1 protein-coding gene is annotated in these 1,019 nt (G+C 61.1%); it reads right to left on the bottom strand.

Features of this window, described 5'->3' with window-relative positions; all coding sequences use genetic code 11:
• Window positions 1-315: 315 nt before the first annotated feature.
• On the bottom strand, window positions 316-1,019 hold a 704-nt coding region (locus ACZIRK_RS45245), incomplete at its 5' end, for a transposase (RefSeq protein ID WP_474419843.1).

Genomic DNA, 1,019 nt, shown 5'->3' with positions numbered 1-1,019 from the left:
GACGCTGAGCATGTTGTTCCGGAAAGGCATAACCTCATCAGCTGGCTCCATATCGAAATTGTATTGGCTCCTGGTCGACCGTGAGTACATGGAGAAGTGGATACTACTCCCTTGAGCGGCTGCCTGCTTTTCTCCTAGCTAGTCTTGATTGATCCCGTCACGGTTCGATAACCCGCACCGGCGGTTTGCATACCTCGTTTCAAGATCAGTTCGACCTCGTCCCGAGGGAGCAATTATCATGCCGACTCCGTTCTCGAACTAGGAGCCCGTCCAGTTAGCGTTCTGGCCGGTCGGACTATCATTACGATAGGCCGCTCATGTGGGCCTGGCGAGGTTGCCGAGCTTGACGAGGTTGTGGGCGGTGCAGACGATCGCCCATTCGGCCCCCACGTTAGCCAGGCCTCGGAACAGGAACTGGTGGAAGCCGCGGGCCTGCTTGATCTGTCCGAACACCGCCTCGACGATCTGCTTTCGCAGTCGGTAGGGGGTCTCGAAGCCGCCGTCGGCGATCTTTTTTCTCATCGCCTGTGTCAACGGTCCGCCGATCTTGCCGTTGTCGGCGGTCGGGCGCTTGGCGCGGCCGGTGGCGATGTAGCCATCGATCCCACGCAGATCGAGGCTCGCGAGGTTGACCTCGCTCAGATAGCCGCTGTCGGCGGAAGCTTGTTCCGGTTTGCGGCCGAGATTGGCTTGGATGCCATCGACCAACGGCACCAACTGGCCATGGTCGCTCGTGCTCGGCGTCAGGGCGTGTGCAACGATGATCTGCGCTTTGCCGTCGACGGCCGCCTGCGCGTTATAGCCTTGGATGAAGCCATCCTTGGTTTTGAGAATGCGGCTTTCAGGATCGGTGAAGTTGCGCTGTGCCTTTGGGGCAGGCGCGTCGGATGGTGGTGCCGCGGGCTTGCCGGTCTTCTTGCGGCCCTCGGCCTCGCGGTTCTTCTGCTTCTCGGCCTCGATGCGACGCTCCTCGTCGGCCGCGGCCTTCGCCTCAGCCTCCAGCTCAGCTTTGGCCTCGG

This window comes from Bradyrhizobium sp. Leo114 (genome assembly GCF_055229415.2).
The sequence above is the reverse complement of the archived record's forward strand: the minus strand, read 5'-3'. Positions and strand labels throughout refer to the sequence as shown.